This is a genomic window from Janthinobacterium sp. 61 (genome assembly GCF_002846335.1).
Taxonomy (GTDB): domain Bacteria; phylum Pseudomonadota; class Gammaproteobacteria; order Burkholderiales; family Burkholderiaceae_D; genus Janthinobacterium.
Map to the genome: position 1 here is coordinate 2,793,974 of NZ_PJMQ01000001.1, position 23,819 is coordinate 2,817,792.

18 protein-coding genes are annotated in these 23,819 nt (G+C 64.4%); 12 read left to right on the plus strand and 6 right to left on the minus strand.

Annotated elements, in window-relative coordinates:
- The first annotated feature begins 109 nt into the window (after positions 1 to 109).
- Entirely contained in the window at positions 110 to 1,003 is an 894-nt protein-coding gene (locus CLU92_RS12860) for a LysR substrate-binding domain-containing protein (RefSeq protein WP_101482200.1), read from the plus strand.
- Between the two features lie 52 nt (positions 1,004 to 1,055).
- Here the strand turns inward: CLU92_RS12860 and fucP are convergent, their stop codons facing one another.
- Positions 1,056 to 2,360 carry an L-fucose:H+ symporter permease gene (gene fucP / locus CLU92_RS12865; protein WP_101484658.1) on the minus strand — a complete coding sequence of 435 codons (1,305 nt, stop codon included), beginning with the start codon at positions 2,358 to 2,360 and terminating at the stop codon, positions 1,056 to 1,058.
- A 436-nt stretch (positions 2,361 to 2,796) separates the two neighbouring features.
- Here fucP and CLU92_RS12870 point away from each other — a divergent pair, with 436 nt between their 5' ends.
- Positions 2,797 to 3,030: a DUF3563 family protein gene (locus CLU92_RS12870; protein WP_101482201.1), complete on the plus strand. Its 234-nt coding sequence runs from the start codon at positions 2,797 to 2,799 to the stop codon at positions 3,028 to 3,030.
- A gap of 123 nt (positions 3,031 to 3,153) precedes the next feature.
- The gene (locus CLU92_RS12875; protein WP_101482202.1) at positions 3,154 to 3,669 is read left to right on the plus strand and encodes an NADPH-dependent FMN reductase; all 516 of its coding nucleotides are present in this window, start codon (positions 3,154 to 3,156) and stop codon (positions 3,667 to 3,669) included.
- Between the two features lie 58 nt (positions 3,670 to 3,727).
- Here CLU92_RS12875 and CLU92_RS12880 read toward each other — a convergent pair whose 3' ends face one another.
- The 4 genes from CLU92_RS12880 to CLU92_RS12895 form a co-directional block, all read right to left on the minus strand.
- The gene (locus tag CLU92_RS12880; RefSeq protein ID WP_101482203.1) at positions 3,728 to 5,434 is read right to left on the minus strand and encodes a lactate permease LctP family transporter; all 1,707 of its coding nucleotides are present in this window, start codon (positions 5,432 to 5,434) and stop codon (positions 3,728 to 3,730) included.
- A 102-nt stretch (positions 5,435 to 5,536) separates the two neighbouring features.
- Entirely contained in the window at positions 5,537 to 6,982 is a 1,446-nt protein-coding gene (locus tag CLU92_RS12885; protein WP_101482204.1) for a LutB/LldF family L-lactate oxidation iron-sulfur protein, read from the minus strand.
- Positions 6,979 to 7,695, minus strand: coding sequence for an LUD domain-containing protein (locus tag CLU92_RS12890; RefSeq protein ID WP_101482205.1), 717 nt, complete (start codon positions 7,693 to 7,695; stop codon positions 6,979 to 6,981). The genes CLU92_RS12885 and CLU92_RS12890 overlap by 4 nt, the downstream gene beginning before the upstream one ends.
- A complete protein-coding gene (locus CLU92_RS12895; RefSeq protein WP_101482206.1) occupies positions 7,692 to 8,489 on the minus strand; it encodes a (Fe-S)-binding protein in 798 nt (265 codons plus the stop codon). The genes CLU92_RS12890 and CLU92_RS12895 overlap by 4 nt, the downstream gene beginning before the upstream one ends.
- A 154-nt stretch (positions 8,490 to 8,643) precedes the next feature.
- Here CLU92_RS12895 and CLU92_RS12900 point away from each other — a divergent pair, with 154 nt between their 5' ends.
- From CLU92_RS12900 to CLU92_RS12940, 9 genes are all read left to right on the plus strand, one after another.
- Complete coding sequence (locus CLU92_RS12900) at positions 8,644 to 9,357, plus strand: FadR/GntR family transcriptional regulator (protein ID WP_257561074.1); 714 nt, start codon at positions 8,644 to 8,646, stop codon at positions 9,355 to 9,357.
- 69 nt (positions 9,358 to 9,426) lie between these two features.
- Positions 9,427 to 9,849 carry a hypothetical protein gene (locus tag CLU92_RS12905; RefSeq protein WP_133990018.1) on the plus strand — a complete coding sequence of 141 codons (423 nt, stop codon included), beginning with the start codon at positions 9,427 to 9,429 and terminating at the stop codon, positions 9,847 to 9,849.
- A 230-nt stretch (positions 9,850 to 10,079) separates the two neighbouring features.
- On the plus strand, positions 10,080 to 10,871 hold the full coding sequence (locus tag CLU92_RS12910; RefSeq protein WP_180338508.1) for a TorF family putative porin: 792 nt from the start codon (positions 10,080 to 10,082) through the stop codon (positions 10,869 to 10,871).
- Between the two features lie 57 nt (positions 10,872 to 10,928).
- Complete coding sequence (locus CLU92_RS12915) at positions 10,929 to 13,007, plus strand: methyl-accepting chemotaxis protein (protein WP_101482209.1); 2,079 nt, start codon at positions 10,929 to 10,931, stop codon at positions 13,005 to 13,007.
- A gap of 529 nt (positions 13,008 to 13,536) precedes the next feature.
- Entirely contained in the window at positions 13,537 to 14,157 is a 621-nt protein-coding gene (locus CLU92_RS12920; protein ID WP_101482210.1) for a hypothetical protein, read from the plus strand.
- Between the two features lie 161 nt (positions 14,158 to 14,318).
- A complete protein-coding gene (locus CLU92_RS12925) occupies positions 14,319 to 15,347 on the plus strand; it encodes an acyl-CoA dehydrogenase (RefSeq protein WP_101482211.1) in 1,029 nt (342 codons plus the stop codon).
- Between the two features lies 1 nt (position 15,348).
- Positions 15,349 to 16,119 (plus strand): PIG-L deacetylase family protein, encoded by a 771-nt coding sequence (locus CLU92_RS12930; RefSeq protein ID WP_101482212.1) that lies wholly within the window; start codon positions 15,349 to 15,351, stop codon positions 16,117 to 16,119.
- On the plus strand, positions 16,116 to 16,760 hold the full coding sequence (locus CLU92_RS12935; RefSeq protein WP_243857981.1) for a class I SAM-dependent methyltransferase: 645 nt from the start codon (positions 16,116 to 16,118) through the stop codon (positions 16,758 to 16,760). The genes CLU92_RS12930 and CLU92_RS12935 overlap by 4 nt, the downstream gene beginning before the upstream one ends.
- Entirely contained in the window at positions 16,757 to 17,473 is a 717-nt protein-coding gene (locus CLU92_RS12940; RefSeq protein WP_101482214.1) for a glycosyltransferase family 2 protein, read from the plus strand. The genes CLU92_RS12935 and CLU92_RS12940 overlap by 4 nt, the downstream gene beginning before the upstream one ends.
- Positions 17,474 to 17,539: 66 nt before the next feature.
- Here CLU92_RS12940 and CLU92_RS12945 read toward each other — a convergent pair whose 3' ends face one another.
- The gene (locus CLU92_RS12945; protein ID WP_101482215.1) at positions 17,540 to 23,740 is read right to left on the minus strand and encodes an IPT/TIG domain-containing protein; all 6,201 of its coding nucleotides are present in this window, start codon (positions 23,738 to 23,740) and stop codon (positions 17,540 to 17,542) included.
- Positions 23,741 to 23,819 lie beyond the last annotated feature (79 nt).

Below are 23,819 nucleotides of genomic sequence, written 5' to 3' on the forward strand. Positions count from 1 at the left end.
ACCAACCCCATAAGTGGATTCAGTATAAAATCCCGGCTACATGCATGGCATGAATTAATTTCGCCAAACCCAGTCGATATTTTCATGCTTCGCCGAGGCGAGCCCCATCTTGGATATCCGTTCCCTGCGCTATTTTGTCGAAACCGTGCGCCTGTCGAGCTTTACGCAGGCGGCCGAATCGCTGCACCTGACTCAGTCGACCATCAGCAAGATGGTGCGCCAGTTGGAAGAGGAGGTGGGCGCGCAGCTGCTGGTGCGCGACGGGCGCAAGCTGACCCTGACGGACACGGGCCAGATCGTCTACCAGCACGGCCAGGAAATGCTGGCCAATATGCGCCAGCTGACCCTCGAAGTGCGCGACACGCAGGCCTTGCAGCGCGGCAGCCTGACGGTCGGCATCCCGCCCATGATAAATGTGCTGTTCACGCCCGTATTGAAGGCCTTCCGCGCGCGCCACCCGAACATCAGCCTGACCCTGCAGGAAGACACGGGCCAGCAGATCGAGCGCAAAGTGGCGGCCGGCGAGCTGGAAATCGGCATGACGGTGCTGCCGGCCGATCCGGAACTGGACCTCGTGGCGGTGACCATCGCCAGCTACCCGATCTGGGCCCTGGCCGAGCCGGGCACGTTCCAGAAAAAACGCACCAGCTTGCCCTTCAAGGCGCTGGCCGAGCTGCCGCTGGTGCTGTTGAAAGATGATTTCGCCCTCACCCGCAGCCTGCGCCAGCATTTCGCGCAGGCGGACTTCACGCCGACCATCGCGGCGCAGAGCGGACAGTGGGACTGGCTGGTGGCGATGGCCTCGGCCGGCTTGGGCGTGGCCCTGCTGCCTGAGCCCTTCATCCACCGCCTGGCCGGCGAACCGCTTGAGGCGGTGCGCATCATCGAACCGGAGGTGGCGTGGCAGGTGGCGCACGTCTGGAGCGGGCGCTATCTGTCGCACGCGGCGCGCGCCTGGCTCGAGGTCTGCCAGGACGTGCTGGGCACGCAGTTCGCGCACTGACGTAAAAAAGGGTGGCCGAGGCCACCCTTTTGATTGATCGCGACAGCGCGGCTTATTTGGCGGCGTCGTCGTTGTACATGCTGGCGTATTTCCAGCCGAAGTACAAAATGAAGGTGTAGCACAGGGCCGGCACGAGGAAGGACAGCTGCAGGTTGATGTGGTCGGCCAGGAAGCCCTGGATGAACGGCACGATGGCGCCGCCGACGATGGCCATGCACAGGATGCCCGAGCCTTGCCCCGTTTGCGCACCCAGCTTGTTCAGGGCCATGCTGAAGATGGTCGGGAACATGATGGAGTTGAACAGGCCGACGGCGATCAATGCCCACATGGCCGTATGACCGCTGGAGAACACGGCAACGAGGATCAGCGCGATGACGACGGCGGCGTTGAAGGCCAGGGTCTTGCCCGGGCTGACGTAGCGCATCACGGCAAAGCCGACGAAGCGGCCCAGCATCGCGCCACCCCAGTAATAGCTGACGAAATAGGCGGCGTCGGCGTGGCTGAGGCCAGCGATATGGCTCTCGCCCAGGAAGTTGATCAGGAAGCTGCCGATGCTGACTTCACCGCCCACATACAGGAAGATGGCCAGCGCGCCCAGCACCAGGTGGCGGTGCGACCAGATCGAGACCTTGTCGCCAGCCTGCGCCAGGGAAGCCGCATCGTCGGCATGCGAAATCTTCGGCAATTTTGCCAGCGCGAACAGCACGGCCAGGATCACCAGCGTAGCGGCCAGCACCAGGTAAGGACCTTGCACGGAGGCCGCCTCCTTGGCGCGGTAAGCCAGCTGCTCGGCCGCTGGCAACAGGTCGAACTGCTGCACCGTCAGCACGGTGCCGGACAAGATCAGCATGCCGCCCAGGGCCGGCGCCACGGTGGTACCCAGCGCATTGAAGGCTTGTGTCAGGGTCAAACGGCTCGACGCCGTCTGCGGGTCGCCCAGTTCCGTCACGTAGGGATTGGCCGCCACTTGCAGCACGGTGATGCCGGCCGCCAGGATGAAGAAGGACAAGAGGAACAGCGCGTAGCTGCCGGTCGATGCCGGGTAGAACATGGCACAGCCGGCGGCCGCGATCAGCAAGCCGGCGACGACGCCGCGCTGGTAGCCGATTTTCTTGATCAGCATGCCCGCTGGCAGTGAAACGATGGCGTAAGCGCCAAAGAAGCAGAACTGCACCAGCATCGCCTGGACATAGGTCAAGGTATAGATCGAGCGCAGATGGGGAATCAGCACATCATTGAGCGATGTCAGCAGTCCCCACATGAAAAACAGCACCGTGACAATGATCAGGGCGCCCGTATTGTTTTGCGTGCCGGCCTGTGCGGACTGTACGCTCTGGCCTTGCTTTACGTATTCCATACCTTCTCCATTTTTCAATTCCAAGTTGATCTTGCCAGGCATGGAAGCGTTTCCACCCGGGCAGCACCAGGACGCGCAAGCGCCACGCAGATATCAGCGTGGGCCATGACTGCCATCAGCGAAATGGGGGCAGGCAGGGCGACTCTTGCGCGCGACAGGCGCACGGCCGACCGTTTCTCGTCAGAATGATATTTTGTGGACGCTGCATGCCTGCGGGCTGCGTCTGAAAACAACATTCAGAACAAAACAGTCTTGTAGTAAAACTACGATACTGCGCCGGCATTATGCCTTAAAGCCCCGTATTGCGCAGCTTTCCCGCCTGTTATTTGAAAAATGAATAGCTGACATTTGAAATCAAAAGTAGCCTTATAACTTGGAATCGCTATACTTATATTGCAGTGCAGCACAACGCGGCACGCCACTCAAGGAGTCTGCCATGTCTACCGCATTTACTTACCACACCACGCAAAACAGCAATATCGTCGCCACCCTGATCCACGCCGCCAAACGTGTGGGCGCCTGGCTGAACCAAAGCAGCGACCGCCGCGAACGTGCTTACGAAGAAGCCTACCTGGCCGAATCGACCGACCGCTACGACCTGGAATACCGCATGCGCGAACTGGCCCGTGCCAACCCGCAGCCAAGCTGGATGAGCGGCCTCAGCCGTTAAGAGTGACGCAGTACCCAGCCACGCATCGCAGCCCGTCATCGGCTGTAACAACATCGATAGCACCATCCTGCTCGCCTTGCGCTTGAGCACAGGATGGGCTATACAGGCGGAATGCAAACGCCCATGACCATCCTCGCCATCGCCGGCAGCCTGCGCGCCGCCTCTCTGAACACCGCCCTGCTGCACGCCATCGCCCGGCTTGCCCCGGCGGACTATGCAATCCGCATCTATCAGGGACTGGGAGACTTACCCCTGTTCAATCCCGACCTCGACGCCGACAGCCTGCCGGCCGTGACGGGCCTGCGCGACGCCATCCTGGCAGCCGACGTGCTGATGCTGGCCAGCCCCGAATACGCGCACGGCGTGAGCGGCCCCATGAAAAACGCGCTGGACTGGATGGTGGGAAATGAATCATTCATCGACAAGCCGCTGGTGCTGCTGAACACCTCGCCGCGCGCCACGCATGCGCAGGCGGCCTTGCGCGAAACGGTGCGCACCATGTCGGCGCGCGTGATCGACGAGGCCTGCATCAGCCTGCCTTTGCTGGGGTCGGGTCTCGATGCGGACGGCATCGCTGCAGACCCGGCATTGCGCCGGGCCATCCTCGATATGCTGCAGTGCATCAGGTCATTTTCATGACCCTCTGCACGTTTCGCTATCAGTTTATCTAGTTTTACTACGTACTTCTACGGACCGCTCAGTGTGGGATCATGCCGGTGAAGACGTACGCCTGCAGCATGGTGATGATGCCGATGATCACGGCAAATAGCAGACTGTGCTTCAAGGTAAAGCGGAACAGGTCCGATTCCTTGCCCACCAGGCCCGTTGCCGCGCAGGCGACGGCGATCGATTGGGGCGAAATCATCTTCGCCGTCACGCCACCCGTCGTATTGGCCGCCACCAGCAAGGTGTCGGACACGCCGATCTGGTGCGCCGTGGTGTTTTGCAAGGAGCAGAACAAGGCATTCGAGGAAGTGTCGGAACCCGTCAGGAAGACGCCCAGCCAGCCCAGGAATGGGGAGAAGAACGGGAAGGCAGCGCCGCTGCCGGCCAGCAGCAGGGCCAGGGTGGACGACATGCCCGAGTAATTGGCAACGAAGGCAAACGCCAGCACCAGGCCAATCGACAGCACGGGACGGCGTAATTCCACCACGGTTTCCACGAAGGCCTTGAGGCCATCGCGCGGCTTCATGCGCAGCATCAGCATGGACAGCACGGCCGTCAGCAAAATCGCCGTGCCCACAGCCGACAGCAAGTCCAGCTTGAACACGGCGTCATACGCCTTCGGCGCGGCCACGATGGGCATGGTCTTGATCACCAGCTGGTCCAGGTAGGGCACGTGGATCTTGATGACCAGGCTCGATAGCGCCCCGCCGGCGGCAAACAGGGCCTTGAAGCCGGGCAGGCTCCACACGGTGACGATGGCCGTCAACAGGCCAAACGGCGCCCAGGCGCGCATGGTCTGCGCCGTCGTATAGGGCGAGGCGGCGCGGCTGCCGCTGCCGCGCAGGTCCGTCTTGCCGGCGCCACCGCCAAAACCGGACAGCGCGGCCGCGCCACCGCCGACGGCATGGGCCACTTTCGCATTCTTCGGCTGCCACACTTTCAGGAACAAGGTCAGCGACACCAGGCTGACGAGGGCCGAGGTGATGTCCGGCAGTTCAGGGCCGATATGGTTGGAAGTGAAGTACTGGGTGACGGCAAAGCTCAAGCCCGTCACCAGCGCGGCCGGCCACACTTCGCGCACGCCGCGGAAGCCATCCATCATGAACACCAGCCAGAAAGGCACCAGCAGCGACAGCAGTGGCAGCTGGCGGCCCGCCATGGCGCCGATCAGGAACGGGTCGATGCCTGTCACCTGGCCCGCCACGATGATGGGGATGCCCATGGCGCCAAAGGCCACGGGCGCCGTGTTGGCGATCAGGCACAGGCCCGCCGCGTACAGCGGGTTGAAGCCCAGGCCCACCAGCAGCGCCGACGTGATGGCCACGGGCGCGCCGAAACCGGCAGCCCCTTCCAGGAAGGCGCCGAAGGCAAAGCCGATCAGCAGCACCTGCAGGCGCTGGTCGTCCGTGACCGACAGCACGGAGGCGCGGATGATCTCGATCTGCCCCGTTTTCACGACGATCTTGTACAGGAAGACGGCCGTGACGATGATCCACGCGATGGGCCACAAGCCGTAAGCAAAACCGTAACCGGCCGCCGCCAGCGCCTGCGGCACGGGCATGCCGTAAGCGAAAATCGCCACAGCCAGCGCCAGCGCCAGGGTGACGGCGGCCGCCACGTGGCCCTTGATGCGCAGCGCCGCCAGGGCGATAAAGAAGAAAATGATGGGAACGGCTGCCGCCAGCGACGACAGCCACAAGCTGCCGAGCGGGGTATAAAGTTGGGTCCAGGTTTGCATGTCGGGTCTCCTCCGGTGGATGCGGGTTGAGTAAAAAAAACGGCTTTTGATGTAATTGTGTGTAGCGTGTTTTTTGCGGTGCTTCGGTGCTGCCGGGCGGGGCTATTCTTCCTGCCCCCGTGCGTTGAGCAGGTCGGCCAGGCTGCGCGGCGCCGGCGTCAAAGGCTTGCGGTGCTGCGTCCAGCCCAGTTGCGCGCGCGGCGTCAGCAGCCGCAGGCGCGTGGCGGCCCAGCGGAACAGGCGGTAGCTGGCGGGGCGCGCAAAGGCGCCGCTCCAGAAACGCCAGATCAGGCTTTCGCCGCGGCTGAACTTGGCGCCCTGGCCGCGCAGCGGATGGGCCACCTGTTCGCCGGGATTGCGGTTCGCCTCCGTGCGCAGGCGCACGAGCAGTTGCGGAATCGGGATGCGCACGGGGCACACTTCGCCGCAGGCGCCGCACAGGCTGGAAGCGGTGGCCAGGTCGGCCGTCGCGGCGAGCCCCAGCAAGTGGGGCGAGATGATCTTGCCGATCGGCCCCGGATACGTGGTGCCGTAGGCGTGGCCGCCGATGCGCGTATAAACGGGGCAGTGGTTCATGCAGGCGCCGCAGCGGATGCACTGCAAGGTGGCGCGCAGCTGCTCGTCCGCGTAGGCCTGGCTGCGGCCGTTATCGAGCAGCACCAGGTGCACTTCGCGCGGCCCATCCTTTTCACCCGCGCGGCGCGGGCCGGAAATCAGGTTGAAATAGGTGGTGATCGCCTGCCCCGTCGCGGAGCGCGTCAGGAGACTCGCCAGCGGCACGATATGTTCCAGCTTGGCCACCACCTTTTCCATGCCCATGATGGCGATGTGCACCTCCGGCACGGACGTCGTCAGGCGGCCATTGCCCTCGTTTTCCACCAGCCACAGGGTGCCCGTGTCGGCCGCCGCGAAGTTCACGCCCGACAGGCCGATATCGGCCTCGACGAAGGCGTGGCGCAGGGCGCGCCGGCCCGTCTGGATCAGGCTATCGACGTCTTCCGTGTAGGGCGCATCGGGGATATGCTCGGCGAACAGGCCGGCGATGTCCGCGCGGGTCTTGTGAATCGCCGGCATGACGATGTGCGACGGCTTCTCGCCGGCCAGCTGCACGATGTACTCGCCCATGTCCGATTCCAGGCAGGTCATGCCGCGCGCTTCCAGGTAGTGATTGAGCTCGATTTCCTCGCTGGCCATCGACTTGCCCTTGATGAAGCGCGTCGCCTGATTGCGCTGGGCGATGGCGTGGATGATGGCGTTGGCCTGCTCGCCATCCTCGGCCCAGTGCACCTGCACGCCGGCCGCCGTCAGCTTGTCTTCCAGCTGCACCAGCAGATCGGGCAGGCGCGCCAGCGCGTGCTGGCGCACAGCTTCGCCGATGTCGCGCAGGCGCTCCAGCTCATCGCCATCGGGGAATTGGGCGCTGCGTTTGTCCTGTAAAAAATCCATGGCGCCGCGAAAGCTCTGGCGCAGCTTCGGGTCCTCCAGCGCGGCGCGCGCGCGCGCGTGGAAGTCTGCCGGTTTGACGAATTGCAAGGGCTTGGCGTTCATGGCTGGCCTCCTTCATGGGCTGACAAGTCATCGATGATCAGCACCCACAGCCAGCGCGGGCCGTGCGCGCCATAGGCCAGGGTTTGCTGGATATCGGACGTTTTCGAGGGGCCAGACACCAGCACCAGGTTGGCCGGCATGCCGTCCGCCCAGCGCTCGGCGCGCGCCGCCGCGTGCAAGTCCGCGTGCAGGGTGCTCGCATACACGAGGCAAATGTGCAGCGGTGGCGCCAGCGACACCGTGCGCGGCGTGGCTGCGTCAGGTGCGATGACCAGGGTGCCGCTGGCGGCGATACCCGAACGGGCGACCGTGAAACCCGCGTCGACGCTATCGAACAACTCGCCCTTCCATTGCGCCAGGGGACGCTCAAAAGACAGCGCTTCTACGCCGGTCGGCAAGGCGGCGTTCAATGCCCGCCCTTCGGCGCTGCCGGCATCGAACAGCAGACGGTGCACGCCGTGCGCGCCCAGGCGCTGCGCCAGCATGGCGGGCCAGGCGTCTGCGCTCACGCAATCGACTTGCGCATGCGCGGCACGCAAGGCGGCCTGCATGGCGGCCATCTGCTGGTGCGGCGACTGCGGCGCTTGCGCGCGGCGTGCCTGGTAGTGGCTGTCGATGGCGACGTCGATGGTGTCCACCGCCACAGGCGAGGCGGGCTTGGCTGCGCGCAGCCGTCCCAGCATGCGTTCGCGGGCAGTCAGGGCCGCGCTCATGCCGCGCCTCCCGTGCGGCGCCACAAAAAACTGGCCAGGTGCTCGACGGGCAGCGGCGCGCCCTGGTGCTGCGCGGCGTGGCCGATATTGAGCAGGCAGCCGCAGTCGGCCGAGACGAGCCGGTCGCAGCCCGTGGCACAAGCCGAAGCGATCTTGTCGCTGACCATGGCGCCGGAAATGTCCGGGTGCTTCAATGAAAACGTGCCGCCAAAGCCGCAGCATTCCGATTCGCGCTGATGTTCGATGCGCGTCACGCCGGGCAAGGCGTCGACCAGGGCCACGCCGTGCTGGCGCGTGCCCATTTCGCGGCGCGCGCCGCACGAGGTATGCAGCACCACGTTTTCATCCGCCTGCCCGGGGTCGGCCAGGGCCAGGCTGGCCAGGTCGAGTTTCAGCACGCAGAGGAGAAATTCGCTCAGTTCATACACGCGTCCGGCCAGCTCCAACGCCTTGGGACCAGCGACCGGGTCGTCCTGGAACAGCTGCGGCCAGTGGTGGCGCATCATGCCGGCGCAGGAACCGGACGGCACGATCACGGGCCAGGGCTGCGCAAACAGGTCGAGCTGGGCGCGGGCCACGGCACGCGCCTGCTCCGGGTTGCCGCTGCTGTAGGCAGGCTGGCCGCAGCAGCTCTGCCCGCGCGGATAATGCACCAGCAAGCCTTCCCGCTCCAGCAGGCGCACCGCGTCGAGCCCCGCCTGCGGCACGAACAGGTCGACCAGGCAGGTGGCGAACAGGTACACCTGGAGCGGTGCGGGCGGATACTGGCGTGGCTGGCGCGGGTCTGGCTGCATGAGTGTGTCTCCCCGGCGCTCTGCATGTTGCTGCGGCGCCGCTGTGTGTTGTTAAGAATGACCGGTTCACGCATAATTCCAGCTTCCGCGAGCCACTTCAAATTGCTCGGACCACTTGAAAACAACAAACGAGACAACAGCGATGGCGACAGGCATGCAAACGCGGGGCAGGGTCGAAATGGTGATGCGCAGGCTGGAGACAGCCCTGCTGGACGGCAGCCTGCCGGCGGGCGCGCAACTGCCGGCCGAGCGCCTGCTGGCGCTGCAATATGGGGTCTCGCGCAATACCGTGCGCGAAGCGGTGCAGCGCCTGGCGGCGCGGGGACTGGTGCGCAGCCGGCGCGGCGCCGGTGTATTTGTGACAGATCAATTGCGCACCGGCATAGCCTCGCCGTGGAGCCAGCTGGTGGCCGACCACCCCGCCCTGCGCGACGACATCCTGGAATTTCGCCGCGTGCTGGAAGGAGCGACAGCCTATTTTGCGGCGCAACGGGCCAGCACCGGCGAGCGCGCGCTGATCATGGCGCTGCTGGCGGAGCTGGAACAGGCGCGCGCCAGCGACGACAAGCACGGCGAGGCGCAGGCCGATGCGCGGCTGCATGAAGTCATCGCGCAAGCGTCGCACAACACCATGTTCCTGCACTTGCACACCAGCATCATCGGCATGCTGCGCGAACATATCACCATCAATGGCACGGGCTTGCGCCAGCAGGACGACGCCACCTCGCTGCAACTGCTGTCGCAGCACCGCACCCTGTGCGAGGCCATCTGCGCCAGCCAGCCCGAGGAGGCGCGCACGGCCATGCAAAGCCACATCGATTTCGTCCGTACGCGCGTCACCAGCGAAGACGATGGAGGCCACTGGTAGGACCAGTACATGAACTCAAAGGCGGCAAAAACTGCTACCATCGCGCGCCGCCACTCACTTCACTCTCGCATGACCGTCCTTAGCCACACCCATCCGCTGGTACTCCAGCTGGAAAACGACTTGCTGCCCTTGTTCCGCGCCGCCCTGCCGCCACTCGTGGCCGCTGCGCCTCAGGTGCTCGCCTCCGTGTTCGCCTTTTCCAGCGGCACGGCCAGCGCTTTCGAGGATTATCATTTCGGCATTTCCTGCCTGCTAGGGGAAGTGCCCGAGGATGCACCGGAAGAAGTCGCCCTGCTGGTCAGCGTCACGGGACTCGACGCCAGCGCCCGGCTGAGCGCAAAAATCGTCTGGGGCCAGCCATCGGGCCTGGTGGAGGCGCAGACCGAGCTACTGGATGGCGAGCTGCCTGCCCTGCATGCGGCCCTGCCCGGCTTGCTGGCCAGCTTGCAACAGGCAGTCTGCCGTGGCAGGCCGAATGTGACAGGAGCATGAAAAAGTTCCAGGAAACAACAACTTACGATTTCCGTAGCGCAACTTTATTGACTTCCACTAGCCCTAGCCCCTATCCTTTCGGTTACGTTTGGTGAGAATGTGTGCATGTTCCTGCGAACATGCACACGGCGTCGCCTTGCTTGCGCAAAGTCCATTCCGCATTTATTTATTGCAACCATCAGGGCAACGTGCCTGGACGGCCGCTGCCGGCAAATACGGAGCCGACTGCCATGCCATCGAACCGCCATTTTCGTGGAACATCCTTGCTGGGCTGTGTCTTCCTTCTCGCCGCCATGCCCGTGCAGGCGCAGACCACGGACAGCGCTGCCGCCACCTTCAGCGCCAATGCCAGCCTCACCTCGCAATACATTTCACGCGGCTTTCGCCAGACCTGGGGTAAACCTGCGCTGCAAGCGGGTGCCGACTACGCGCACCCCAGCGGCTGGTCGCTGGGCACCTGGGTTTCCAGCGTCAGCGACCGTTATATCGAGGACGCGACCATCGAATGGGACCTGTATGGCGGCTACAGCGGCACGGTAGGCGAACTGGGCTACAGCGTGCTGACGTACTATTACAAGTATCCGGGCGCCGTCTACCGCGCCACAGGCGTCAAGTACGACTATGGCGAACTGTCGCTGGGCCTCAGCTACAAGATGCTGTATGCCAAGTACAACCATACCGTCACGCCGAACTTCTTTGGCATCACGAATGCGCGCGGCACGGGCTACCTGGACGTGGGCGCGAATGTCGACCTGGGCAATGCCTGGACCTTGAACCTGCACGCCGGCAATGGCCGGGTGGCGGGCACGGGTAATGCCATCTGGAACTGGCATGACGCCAAGGTCGGCGTCACCAGAACCTTCGACGGCGGCTGGAGCGCCGGCGCCGCCGTCACGCGCGCCTGGGGCGCCACCGATGCCTACGACCATTACACCCTGGGTATCCCGAATGCGGCCGGCCAGTTTGACACGTCCAACCCCGCCGCCGCCACGCTGGTCGTGGCCATCAGCAAGACGTTCTAGGCGCGCCACACGCGCCGCCCAAGATACCGATACACATCCCCATCAAGGAACAGCATCATGCAACTTTCTCTCAACAGCAAAATCTGCGTCGCCGCTACCGCGCTCGCCATCCTCAGCCTGGGCGTCACGGCGACGGTGATCGGCTACAAGAGCAGCGCCAGCGCCGAGGCAGCCGCTTTGGCACTGGCGCACACGTCGGCGCGCGAAGTGGCGGGCGCTCTGCAGGCGCGCATCGCCAGCAACCTGGCCAGCGTCAGCAGCCTGGCCGGCGCCATGCGCGGCACGAAAAGCGCGAACCTGCCCCTGCAGCGCGAGCAGATCAATGAACTGACCAAGGCCACCCTGAGCAGCTCGGAAGACTTGCTGGGCGCGGCCGTAACGTGGGAACCGAACGCGCTCGACGGCAAGGATGCGGAATTTGCCAACCAAAAACCGAACTACGACGCCAGCGGCCGCTTCATGCCCTACTGGACACGGGGCGCCGGCGGCAAGCTGCAAGTCGAACCGATCGTCTTCGATCCGAAACCGGGCGCCAACGACTGGTATGACGTGCCCAAGCGCACGGGTAAAACCTTCTTTACGGAACCGTATATCTACCCCGTCGATGGCAAGAATGTCCTGATGGCCTCGCTGGTGACGCCCATCATGATCGACGGCAGCTTCAAGGGCACGGCCAGCGCCGACTTCATGCTCACGCGCCTGGCGAAAATCCTGGCCGACCTGAAAGTGATCGAGGGCGGCAAGCTGGCGCTGATCTCGAACGGCGGCCTGTACGCCAGCCACCCCGTGCCTGAGCGGCTGGGCAAGAAGGCCGACGACGTGCCGGCCGCCGGTCTGGAAAAGGTACGCCAGGGCCAGGCGTATGAATACGAGGATGACCAAGGCTACATCCATTTGCTGCAGCCGCTGCAGATCCACCCCGACATCGCGCCCTGGAGCGTGGAACTGAACTTCCCGAAAAGCGTGGCCACCGCCTCGGCGCGCGAGCTGATGACCTACACCCTGATCGTCGCCCTGCTGTGCGCGGCAGCCACGGCCGGTATCCTGATCCTCGTCGTCAACCAGCTGACGCGCCCCCTGCGCACCCTGGGCCGCACCATGACGGACCTGTCCAGCGGCGACGCCGACCTGCGCGTCAAACTGGAAGTCAAGGGCACCGACGAGCTGGCCGTCATCGGCAAGGGTTTCAACGCCTTCGTGGAAAAGATTCACGCCGTGCTGCTGCAAGTGCAAGCCAGCGCTGACAATGTGGCCCGCGCCAGCGCGGAAATTGCACAAGGCAATAACGACCTGTCGGCCCGCACGGAACAGCAAGCCAGTTCGCTGGAAGAGACGGCCGCCTCGGTAGAAGAGCTGACGGGCACCGTCAAGGAAAACGCCGACCATGCGCGCCAGGCGAATCAATTGGCAGCTTCCGCGTCCAGCGTGGCACAAAAGAGCGGCGAAGTGGTCGGCAAGGTGATAGCCACCATGACCTCGATCAATGACTCGTCGAACAAGATCGTCGACATCATCAGTGTGATTGACGGCATCGCCTTCCAGACGAATATCCTGGCGCTGAACGCCGCCGTGGAAGCGGCGCGCGCGGGCGAACAGGGGCGCGGTTTCGCCGTCGTCGCCACGGAAGTGCGCAACCTGGCACAGCGCTCGGCCGCGGCGGCCAAGGAAATCAAGCTGCTGATCGACGATTCCGTGGGCAAGGTGGCTGCAGGCAGCAAACTCGTCGATGAAGCGGGCGCCACCATGGAGCAGGTGGTCGACAGCGTGCGCAAGGTCACCGCCATCATGGCTGACATCAGCGTCGCCACCACCGAGCAAAGCGACGGCATCGCCCAGGTCAACCAGGCGCTGGCGCAGATGGATGGCGTGACGCAGCAAAACGCGGCCCTGGTCGAGGAAGCGGCGGCGGCCGCCGAAAGCTTGCAAGACCAGGCCAGCCATCTGGCCGAGGTGGTCAGCGTGTTCAAGCTGGGCGAGCAGGTGCGCCAGGCGGCACCAGCAGCAAGCGTGGCGACGCCGCGCGCCGCCACGCCAACAACACCGGCGCCCGCCAAGCGCCTGAGCATCGCCAAGCCGCAAGCGGCACAGCGTGCGCCCGCCAAGGCACCGGCAGGGGATGACTGGGAAGAATTTTAAGCCTGCCATCTCTGGCGGCGGCCGGCGCCATTATCAGGCGCCGGCATTCCCTTCACCTGCTGCATTCGCAAGACAATGGCGCTCTGTATATGCGCCCCTATCAATACGTGCTTCATTCATGATTATGCGCGGCACTCCACCCGTTTCTTCTCGCCGTCATTTAATGGCAGCACTTGAGATTGCATTCATATCCCGCCACAAAGATCGGCTTTGTTAATGGTATCTGCCACAGTGGTCTTGACTGGCTGTGGTGGTGGTGGCCGTGCCGGTAGTGTTGACGTCGCTGTCCCGCCAGTGGTGCTCGCGCCCCTTCCTGCACTGGCCGCTTATGTTGATACTTGGCAACCCGCTTGTGAAAACCAGTACCGCCAGCTCCCGATTGCAACGGCCCCGTGCAGTTCAGCGCGTCACCGCGACATGATCCAAATCAAGTCAGCGATAGATTCGGCGAGAATTGCCGCTGATTAATAATCCTATAATCAGGCCGCGTTGACGGCACGCCCTGCTGCCGGATGAAAAAGGATGATGAATGAAAAAATTACTGGCTGTATTGGCTGGCTCGGCCGCAACACTCCTGGCTGGCTGCGGTGGTGGTGACAGCGGTACGGTGCAACAGCTTGCCGGCGAGTCCGGCAGCACTTCGCCGCTGGCCGCGTATGTCGGCACCTGGCAGTCGGCCTGCGACCATCACGACCGCCAATTGCTCGTCATCGCGTTGAAGAGCGACGGCAGCGGTTCGCTGGAACTGACGCCGACCGGCGAAACGTACTTCAAGGCCGATTGCTCCGGCCCCGTGGTCGCGACAGACGGCATGAGCGCGACGATCACCGGCAAGCCGGATGGCACAGCCGACATGCTGATCAAGCTGGCGGAAAACGCCACAGCAACGAGCTTGCGCGTCGACAAGATCACCTCGTCGGTCCCGGCCTATACGTTCCTGAGGAGCGGTACTACCGTAAAATATGTGCAGATGGATGGCAAGAACAACTGGTGCGTTGACGTGGACAATGGCGCTTCCTGCATGCAGGACGACGGCATGCAGCCGGCATTAAGCGTCCCCGGCGGCCTGTCTTTGCGCGCTAACGACCTGTACACGGTGATGCTGGACAAGGGCGCGTATGTGCTGGACATGCACTACGTCAAAAAATAAACGCTTGATCTGCTGTGGGGCCGCCCGGCCCTGCAGCTTGCCACAGCCGCGCCATCCCGCCCGCCGCCGCATCGACTTGAGGCCATTAGCGAGTGTATGTGCAGAATCGAACATACATTGCGAAAATACAAAGCTATTCTGTTGAAAAACAGGAGCTTGCCATGCCGCCCAATGCCTTTCCCCTACCGTCCAACGCTGCACTGGCCGCCCTGCTGCAGCCACAGGACAGCGCTTTCCACCCCATCGAAGGTTTGCAGCGTCTGCGCGACGCGGGGCTGGATCAATTACCCCTGCCCGGCCACGGCTCCACGCTGCAGCGCTGGCAAATGCTGGCCGCCATCGCCGCCATCGACCTTTCTCTGCTCAAGCTGTACGAGGGCCATACCGATGCGCTGGCCATCCTGGCGGAGATCGACGGGCCCGGCGCACCGACCGGCAGCAACTGGGGCGTATGGTGCGCGGAAATGCCGGGCGCGCGCGTACAGTTGCAGCAGGCGGCCGATGGCCGCTATGTGCTCGATGGCCGCAAGGCCTGGTGCTCGGGGGCGAATGGACTCAGCCACGCCTTGGTCAGTTGCTGGAATGAGGAAGGCCAGGCCTGCCTGGCCTCCGTGGCGCTGTCGCAGCCGGGAGTGCACGTCACGGATGAAGGCTGGCAAGCCGTCGGCATGCTAGCCTGCGCCAGCGTCGACGTGACCTTTTCCGGCGCGCGGGCCTTTCCCGTGGGCCCGCCGGGCGCCTACCTGGAGCGCCCCGGCTTCTGGCATGGCGGCGCCGGCATCGCAGCCGCCTGGTATGGCGCGGCCTGCGCCGTCGCCAGCCACCTGCATGCGCGCGCGCAGCACGCTGCCCCCGATCCCGTGCGCCTGGCGCAACTGGGCCAGATCGACTGCGCATTGCGCGCCACCGGCGCCCTGCTGCGCGAAGGCGCCGCCGAAATCGACGCACAGCCGCAGCGCGACGCCATGGGCCTGGCCCTGCGTCTGCGCCTGGCGGTGGAAGACGCCGCCACCCAAGTCCTGCACCTGGCCACGCGTGCACTGGGCGCCGGCCCCCTGTGCCGCGATGCCCGCTTTGCACGCCTGGCGGCCGACCTGCCCGTCTTTCTGCGCCAGAGCCACGCCGAACGCGATCAGGCCGTGCTGGGCGGTATCGTCGCCGGCGCCGAAGACCACCCGTGGGCACTTTGACATGCTCGCCCATCCCGATACGCATGCGCGCCGCATCGAAGGCAGCGGCACGCCGGACCATGTATGGCTATCCTGGCGGGGGTTGAACGACCTGCCCACCATCAGCGCGCACGCACTGGTGCCGCCAGGGACGCGCGCCGTCATCGTCGCGCCCCATCCCGACGATGAAATCCTCGCCTGCGGCGGCTTGCTGCAACTGCTGGCGGCGCAGGGCAGCGAACTGCTGCTCATCGCCGTCACCGATGGCGACGCCAGCCACCCGGGCTCGCCGCTCTGGCCACAGGATCGCCTGCGCCAGGTACGCCCGCAAGAGTCCGCGCAGGCGCTGGCCGCACTGGGACTGGCGTCGCCCGCATGGCTGCGCCTGCACCTGCCCGATGGCGGCGTGGCCGGCATGACACCACACCTGAGCACCACATTGGCAGCGCAGCTGCGTCCCGGCGACAGAGTCTTCACCACCTGGCGCCTGGACGGCCACCCGGACCATGACGCATGCGGCCGGGCTTGCGCTTCGGCATGTGCGGCCAGCGGCGTCACCCTGGTGGAAATGCCCATCTGGGGCTGGCACTGGGCCGCACCGGGCGACATGCGCGTGCCGTGGCATCGCGCACACCGCCTGCCCTTGCCAGCCCATATCCTGCAGCGCAAGCGCGACGCCCTGCACTGCTTCGCCAGCCAGATGCAGGACGATCCGTTGACGGGCCGCCCCGCCATCGTCGCCGGCGACGCCTTGCGGCGCCTGCTGCATGCCTGGGAGGTGTATTTTCTATGAACGCATCTTTCATGCCGGACGAGCAGCGCGGCAGCTATTTCGAACAACTGTATCGCCAGGATGCCGACCCGTGGCGGGTGCGCCAGCGCTGGTACGAAGAGCGCAAGCGCGCCCTGCTGCTGGCCAGCCTGCCACAGCGGCGCTACCGCCACGCCTATGAACCAGGCTGCGGCAATGGTGAACTAACGCTCGAACTGGCGCGGCGCTGCGACCGCGTGCTGGCAGCCGACCTTTCGGCCGAAGCGCTGCGGCTGGCGCAGCAGCGCCTGCTGGACGCGGGATGCGGCGGCAACGTCGTCCTCGCGCAGCACCGGCTGCCGCAGGACTGGCCGCGCATCCTGCCCGGCGCCGACAAATTCGACCTGATCGTCCTGAGCGAGATCGCCTATTACCTGTCCCCGGAAGAACTGGCACGCGTGGTCGAACACAGCATTGCCAGCCTGGCGCCGGGCGGCAGCATCGTCTTGTGCCACTGGCGCGCGCCGTTTGCGCAGCGCATCATCTCAACCGTGCGCGTGCATGCGGCGTTCCAGGATGCGCCCGGCCTGCACCGCGTGCTGCGCCACGAAGAAACCGACTTTCTGCTGGGGATCTGGTCGAACGATATGCGCTCGGTGGCGCAATGCGAGGGCTTCGCATGATAGGCGTCGTCGTACCCGTGCATAACGAGGAAGCGTGCCTGGGCGCCTGCCTGGAAGCGTTACGCCTTGCCGCCACCTGTCCCTTGCTGCATGGCGAGGCGGTGTGCATCGTCATCGTGCTCGATACCTGCAGTGACCAGTCGCAGCGCATCGTGCTGGAGCATGCCATGCAGGCGGACCTGCGCTGGCGTCTCGACTGCATCGCCATCAATGCGCAGAACGTGGGCACCGCGCGCGCGGCCGGCGCGCAGCAACTGCTGCAGCGCGGTGCCCGCTGGCTGGCCTTTACGGATGCGGATACGCGCGTATCGCCCTCCTGGCTGAGCGCCCAACTGGGCCTGGACGCCGATGCCGTCTGCGGCACTGTGGCGGTGGACGACTGGTCGCCGCATGGGCCAAACGCCGCTGCGCTGCGCCAGCACTTCGCGCACACCTACACCGATGCCGACGGCCACCGCCACATCCATGGCGCCAACTTCGGCGTACGCGCCAGTGCCTACCTGCGCGCTGGCGGCTTTGCGCCATTGGCCTGCAGCGAGGACGTGGCCATGGTCGCCGCGCTGCAAGAATGCGGCGCGCACATCGCCTGGAGCGCCGCACCGCGCGTCACCACCAGTGCCCGCCGCCATGCGCGGGCAAGGGGCGGCTTCGGCGATACTTTGCTGCAGGTGGTGGCGGCGATGGAATCGTCACCACTCCTGACGCTGACATAGCCTCAAAAAAGATCGCCGGGCCGGTTTTTTTCCGGTCCGGCGATCAGGTTTGTCCTTGCTACTTGATTACTTCAGCGGCATGGCGATACCGAACATCACCGATTGGGTACGCCCGCTATCGATATTCAGATTGCTGTTGTAGTCCAGCGTGATGGTCATGCCATTCGACAGCAGCAGCTTCACGCCCAGCCCCGCCGTCCAGTTGCCCGTCTGCTGCGGCAAGGTGCGGATCACATACACGGGACCGTCCGCCGCCAGGTCGGCATACGCCAGGCGCGCATCATCGGCGCCCTGGAACTGGTGGCGGTACTCGAGCCGCGCACGCGGGAACCACGTGCCCAGGCCTCCCACGTACAAGCCCTCGGCCCGCACACCCAGCGCGCCGATGCGCGAACGCACGGTTTGCTTGAAGTAGCTCAAGGCATTGATGCCCGCCGCCTTCTCCGTGTACGGATCGAGCTTGGCCGACATCAGTTCCACCCGGCCATATGGGGACCACATCCATGTTTCATGGCGCATCTCGATACCGCCGACGACTGCACCGAACACTTGCTTGCCGTCGCGTTCACCCGTGGCGAAACCGCTGCCATCGCTCAGGTAGCGCGAGGCGTCGTATTGCAAGGTGCCATAGCCGAGCACACCGTCGAGGAAGACGCCTTTGCTTGGGCGCAGGGTGCCATACACGGCCGCCACGGCGCTGTCGGCCGTGCTGCGGCTGCCGTTCTGGCCCACGTCGCTGCGGTCATGGCTGAAGCCGGCACCCACGCCCAGGGTGGCCAGGTCGCTGAGACGGTAATCGCCGCCCACGCTGACGCCATTGGTGCGGAAACGGAAGCCCGTCTCGCGGCCATTCACATAGTGCTGGCCGAAATCGACCGCGCCACCAAGCCACAGCGATAAGGCCTGCTTCTGCCTGTCCGGCTTCTGCGGCATGTCCGGCAAGCCATTTGTAGCCTGGCCGACATCCACACCGCCCGCCTGTCTGTCGCTACTGAAACCAGTATCAGTTTGGCGCAAGGCTGCCTTGCGCATATATGGTTTCACGGCCGTACCAAACACGCGGTCTGCTTCCTGCTCCTGCCAGCGCGCCAGCGCCGCCGTCGGGTTGCCACTGTCGTTCGGCGGCGTCATGCTCAGACCGAAGTTGGAACGTCCCCAGCCGTCACCATGCAGGCTTTCCAGGCGCTGCGTGAAGTTCGACAGCTGCGCGCTGGCGAAACGCCGTGCCGCATCGGCTTGCGCCGCCTGCAAGCCGATCACTTCCGGATCGAGCGACGGATCGCGACGCGCCGTCACGGTCACGTTGACCACGCCCGGCTTCGAGGTGGCAAAGGCATTGCTCAGGGTGTAGCTGACGACAGCCGCGCCGGCAAACTTGCCCGACGCAGCAAAGCTCAGCTGGTACGACGGCTTGCCGGCCGTGCCCACGTCGCGCACCTCCGCCTTGCCCGCCTCCGCCGGCGTGACGCTGAGCACATTGGCCGCCGTGAACGGACCGCCCGTGGCGCCCGCAGTGAGATCGACGGTCACCGTCAGGCCGGCCACCACCGTGGCGCTCTGGTCGAGCACTTGCGGCATCGGATTGACCCTGATCGTCGATTTCACCGGCGCCGAAGTGCCGAACACGTTCGACACGGTGTAGCCGATGCTGATGTCGCCGCTGGTGTTGATGCCTGGCGTGTAGACGATATCCATGCCGCTGACCGTTGCCGTGCCGCTGACGGGCTGCGTGGTGATGGCCACTGCCGTGAACGGGCCGCCGGTGGCGCCTTCCGTCACATGCAGGGTCACCGGCGTGCCGGCCAATACCGTCGCCGTTTTGGCGACAGGCACGGGCACTGGCTGCGGCGCCACCGTCACGCTGACCGTGGCCGGCGCGGACGTGCCGCCAGGGCCCGTGACCGTGTAGCTGAAGGCGTCAGGACCAAAGTAGTCGGCATTCGGCACATACGTCAACTTGAAGCTCGCGCCCACGGCGCGCGCCATGCGCGCCAACGCCCCCGTCGATACCACCGTGACGCGCCCATGCCGCGGCGGCGTGACGATGGTGACGTCGGTGATCGGGCTGCCATCGGTGGAAGCGATGGTCAGGCTCAACTCCTGGTTGACCGAGGTCGTCGCCGTTTCATTGGCAATCGGTGGCGGCGCCTGGTTCACCTGCAGGGTCAACGCTTGCTGCACCGTGAACTGGTGTGCATCCCTGGCCTGCAAGGTGAAGTTGTAACTGCCCGCCACCGTCGGCGTGCCGCTGACGATGCCGGTCGCCGCATCAAGCACCAGGCCGGTTGGCAAGGTGCCGCTGCTCAGGGAATATGCATAGGGCGCGATGCCGCCGGCTGCCGTGAACTGCTGGCTGTAGGCGTCGCCGGCGCGAATGCCGGTCAGGCTGGAGGGCGTGAGCGTCAAGGCTGGCGCGGCCACCGTCAGCGTATAGTTTTTGCTGACGCTGAATGGTGCCCCTACACCCGTGCTGCTATCCGTGACCTTGATGCTGAACGGGAAACTGCCGGCCACATTCGTCGTGCCGGAGAGTACGCCCGTCGCTGCGTTCAGGCTCAGGCCGACAGGCAAGCTACCAACCACGGCATAGCTATATGGCGCCGTGCCGCCCGTGCCCGTCAAGGTGGTGCTGTAGGCCGCTTCCGCCGTCGGATTGGGCAGGCTGGCTGGCATCAGAGCGAGCGTTGCCGAAGCTACAGTCAAGGTATAGTTTTTCGTCGCCGTGAACTGACGTGCATCCTTCACTTGAACGGTCAGCGCAAAACTACCGGCTGCCGTTGGCGTACCGCTCAGCACACCGCTTGCGCTCAGCGCCAGACCGGCTGGCACGCTACCGGAAACCGTAAAAGCGTATGATTCGATACCGCCGGTGGCCGTCAATTGCTGGCTGTAAGCGGTACCAACTGTGGCGGCCGGCAAGCTGGCTGGCGTGATGTCCATCGCGGATGTCACCGTCAAGGCATAGCTTTGCGCTGCCTGGGCATTCACGCCAGCCACTGCGGCCTGCGTCGCGGTGATGCTGCTGGTACCAGCGGCAACGGGCGTGATGACGCCAGAGCTGCTGACGGTCGCCACGCCCGCATTCGAACTGGTATAGCTGATGGCGCCATAGCTGCCGCCCGCAAGGCTGGAAGTAGCCGCATTGGTAAAGCTATTCCCCAATGGAACGGAAGCCGCAGTCGGTGTCGCAAACGTGATGACACCGGTCGGGATATACGTGAATTGATCCGCCACGCTGCTGGCACTGGTGCCGCCAACCGTAGTGACCTTCACGTCCACCACGCCCAAGCTGCCCGATGGACTGGTGGCCGTGATCTGCGTAGCACTGTTGACCGTGAAGCTGGTGGCATTGGCGCTGCCGAATCGCACCACCGTGGCGCCGGCAAAGCCCGTGCCGGTGACGACGACGCTGGTGCCGCCGGTGATGGCGCCGGAAGCGGGCGCAATGCCGGTGACAGCCGGTACCACCACATAGGTGAACTGATCTGACGCGCTGGTAGCGCTGGTGCCGCCTGTCGTGGTGATGCGCACATCGATCGTGCCGGTGCCAGCCGGCGCCGTCGCTGTAATCTGCGAGGCACTGTTGACCGTGAAGCTGCTCGCCGCCGTGGCACCAAACGTCACCGCCGTGGCGCCGGAAAAGCCTGAGCCGTTGATCGTGACGCTGGTGCCGCCCGTCGTTGGACCGGACGCTGGCGACAGGCCGCTCACCACTGGCGCGCCCACATACGTGAATTGGTCCGCTGCAACCGCGGCACTGGTACCGCCCGTGGTGGTGATCCGCACATCGACCGTGCCGGAACCCGCCGGCGCCGTCGCCGTGATCTGCGTGGCGCTGTTGACCGTGAAACCGGTCGCCGCCGTGGCGCCGAAGGTCACAGCTGCCGCGCCCGAAAAATTAGTACCGGTGATGATGACCGTCGTGCCCCCGGTCGCCGGACCGGAGGTGGGCAAAATGCTGGTGACCACCGGTGCCGCCACATAGGTAAATTGATCGGCCCCGCTGGTAACGCTGGTGCCCCCCGCCGTGGTGACGCGTACGTCGACCGTGCCGGAACCCGCTGGCGCCGTCGCCGTGATCTGCGTGGCGCTGTTGACCGTGAAACCGGTGGCCGCCGTGGCGCCGAACGTCACCGCCGTCGCACCGCCAAAATTCGAGCCAGTGACGATGACCGTGGTGCCGCCCGTCGACGGACCGGAGGTGGGCGAAATGCCACTCACCACGGGCCGTGCCACATAGGTAAATTGATCGGCAACACTGGTGGCGCTGGTGCCGCCTGGCGTGGTGATGCGCACGTCTACCGTGCCACTGCCCGCTGGCGCCGTCGCCGTGATCTGCGTGGCGCTATTAACCGTGAAACCGGTCGCCGCCGTAGCGCCGAAGGTGACAGCTACCGCGCCCGAAAAATTAGTGCCGGTGATGATGACCGTCGTGCCGCCGGTCGCCGGACCGGAGGTGGGTGAAATGCTGGTGACCACAGGTGCCGCCACATAGGTAAATTGATCGGCCCCGCTGGTAGCGCTGGTGCCCCCCGCCGTGGTGACGCGTACGTCGACCGTGCCGGAACCCGCTGGCGCCGTCGCCGTGATCTGCGTGGCGCTGTTGACCGTGAAACCGGTGGCCGCCGTGGCGCCGAACGTCACCGCCGTCGCGCCGCCAAAATTCGAGCCGGTGACGATGACCGTGGTGCCGCCCGTCGACGGACCGGAGGTGGGCGAAATGCTGGTGAGTACGGGTGCCGCCAAGTAGGTAAATTGATCGGCCCCGCTGGTGGCGCTGGTGCCGTTTGGCGTGGTGACGCGTACGTCGACCGTGCCTGAGCCCGCGGGCGCCGTCGCCGTGATCTGCGTGGCGCTGTTGACCGTGAAACCGGTCGCCGCCGTGGCGCCGAACGTCACCGCCGTCGCGCCGCCAAAATTCGAGCCAGTGATGATGACCGTCGTGCCGCCCGTCGACGGACCGGATGTGGGTGAAATGCTGGTGACCCCCGGTGCCGCCACATAGGTGAACTGGTCTGCACCGCTGGTAGCGCTGGTGCCACCGCCGGTAGTGACGGTGATATCCACCGTACCAGTGCCAGCAGGCGAAGTGGCTGTAATTTGTGTGGGGCTATTGACTGTAAAGCTGCTGGCATTGCTGGCGCCAAACTTCACAGCCCCTGCACCCGTCAGGTTGGTACCGGTGATGACCACGCTGGTGCCACCCGCAGTGGAGCCAGTGGAGGGCGAAATACTGCCCACCGTAGGGATAGGTGCGGCATTGATCGTCAGGCTGATGCTGATTGTCTTGGAATAAGGACCACCGCCAGCCGTGCTGTCCGTAGATTTCAAGACAAAATTAGAAGTGCCTGTGGCAGTAGGCGTCCCCGACAACAGGCCGCTGCCTGACAAACTCAAGCCTGTCGGCAAGGCGCCGGACTCCACCACATAAGTGTAGCCAGAGGTACCGCCGCTGGTACTGAACTGCTGGCTATAAGTCTGTGACACGGCTCCTGCGGGCGGACTTGCTGGCGTAATCGCCAGCACAGGTGCGGCCACCGTAAATGAATAATTCTTGGTGGTAGTGAGCGCTGTAGGCATGGTCGAATCCGCGATCTGCACCCCAAATACAAACACCCCGCTCTCCCTCGGTGTGCCGGAAATAATGCCGGTGGACGACAAACTCATCCCTACCGGCAAGGCGGAGGAGAGAGTGTAGGAATAAGGAGCGATGCCACCGGTTGAACTAATATTTTGGTTATAGCTCACACTAATCACAGGAGCGGCCAAGCTTGCAGGCGTCACCGTGATGGGGCTAGATGGTGGCAAAATAGTCACTACAAAAATGATATCACCAGCAATGTCATCCCTCAGGGTAAAGGTATCGGAAGTAGCTCCGTCACCATTATTGGTGTAATACACGATGCCGTCGCCATTACCCGCGACGTTAGGGATACTGCCATGCGAAGGCGGCACGGGCATACCCGTAAAGCCGAACGGCGTACATCCTGACAGGTCTATCGTGTGGACTGCGCCTGAAGCCACCGTGAAGCTTTGGTTGGGAGGGCACTCTATACTGGGCCCTGCCGCCTGCGCTGGGCTGTTGCTCAAGGCCAACATCAGCAGGCATAGCCAGGCTAACAGTTTTATCGAACTGGACTCTAATCTGGACATCAAGCTGGCGCCGCCTGCCCCAGTGCCAATTATTTGCTGTCGATGATGTGCGGGAAGAAAATGAGAAAAGAGGCGAAGCAAACGATGAAATATGCCGTTGCAAAGAAATAACATTATTTCTCCCGCGCAGAATTTTTTTGAACCAGAATTGGATAGGAATCTGAATCACAAATGATGCTAAAAAACACATTCC